Origin of the sequence: Xanthovirga aplysinae (assembly GCF_009711365.1) — a bacterium.
GTDB lineage: Bacteria > Bacteroidota > Bacteroidia > Cytophagales > Cyclobacteriaceae > Xanthovirga > Xanthovirga aplysinae.
This window is the reverse complement of sequence record NZ_SMMB01000398.1, coordinates 1-1,410: the sequence shown is the minus strand read 5'-3', so window position 1 is coordinate 1,410 and position 1,410 is coordinate 1. Positions and strand designations below refer to the sequence as shown.

Below are 1,410 nucleotides of genomic sequence, written 5' to 3'. Positions count from 1 at the left end.
GTTTTACTTTGCGGTATTTGCAATTCTTCTTGGAAAGCAGAAACCTGCATTCTTTTATTTTTCAAGAGCAATTCGAACATGCGGATACGCGTCTGGTCAGATAGACATTTGCAAAATTCGGCTTGAAATTCTAATCGGTCCATTGGTAAAAAATTTGAGGGTTAAGGATTAATCTAATTCAGGTAGTTTTGTCATTTCCTCTTTTAACTTAGAGCTGACAATTTTTGCATAATGTTGAGTCATGGAGATTTTGGAATGACCTAATAACTCTTGCATCGAATATACATCCATTCCGTATGTTAAACCAAGAGTTGCAAAAGTATGTCTTGAAGTATGAAAAGAAATATATTTACTAATTCCCGCTAATTCGGCCCAGGATCTCAATGCTCTATTGGTGCCGCCATCGGTTTTTTGAAGGTTGAAAAAAATAATTTCATGGTATTTACTTTTCTCTACTCCTTCCAGGATTTTAAGGGCTTGATTTGAAAGAGGAATCCGCACAATCCTTCCTGTAGTTCTCGAAGTCTTCTGCATCTTTATAGAGATTTGATTATCTGATATATCAGTCCACTTAAGTCTTCTAATATCCCCCACCCTAAGACCGGTAAAACACGCAAACAAAAACGCGCACTTAAGATGGTTATTTATCTGAGTTCCGGGATGGTCGCCATATTCCTTCATTGCCTTAATTTCCTCCAAAGTCAAATACACTTTTTCTCCATTTTGATTTTTAGGCATTTTAAATTCATAGTCATCAAAAGGGTTTTCGGAAATTATTTTTTGTTTTTCGGCAATTGTAAAGTACTTTTTAAGCCTTGTTAGTTTTGCGTTAACGGTACCAGATTTATTGAACTGAAAGAGAAACTTTTTAAAAGAGTTTAAAAAATCAACATCCACTTTATCAATCCTGATATCTTGCCCTCCGGTAAAATCAGAAAAACTCCTTATTAAACCCGCTAAAGCCCAGTTCTTTTTTTCTCCATCCTTCTCCTTTATCTGCTGAAAATCTATCTTCATTTTTTCAATAAGAGAAAAGGCCCCTTTCCTTTTATTCAAATAGGTTCCGTTAATCATTTGACCCAACTGAAGCTCTCTTTCTACTCTTATCTTGTCGGCCAACTCCATTGCCCTAACATCTTCCTTTCTTATTTTCTTCCGAACAGGCAACCCCTTTCTATCTTTCTTAACATTCCCATCGGAATCAGTAACAAATTTTGAATAATCATCGGAGACATAAATAGAAAGGAAGTCATAGGTTCTGGATTTGGTCCCAGACTGATCCTTGTGATAGATATCAAGATACACTGAGTATTTACCGCTTTTAAGCTTTTTGAATCGGAGGGATATCATAATGTTTTTTTGTTACTCAACACCTAAAGTAACACAAAAAGTAACACAAATCTTTGGAAA

Annotated in this window: 1 protein-coding gene; it reads right to left on the bottom strand. The window is 35.5% G+C overall.

Annotated elements, in window-relative coordinates; genetic code table 11:
• Positions 1 to 168 precede the first annotated feature (168 nt).
• Positions 169 to 1,350, bottom strand: a complete 1,182-nt coding sequence (locus E1171_RS01390) for a site-specific integrase (protein WP_155203341.1) — start codon at positions 1,348 to 1,350, stop codon at positions 169 to 171.
• Between the last annotated feature and the right edge of the window lie 60 nt (positions 1,351 to 1,410).

Coding starts and splice junctions, on each gene's coding strand:
- E1171_RS01390 (WP_155203341.1), bottom strand. CDS start 1,350: ATGATATCCCTCCGATTCAAAAAGCTTAAAAGCGGTAAATACTCAGTG.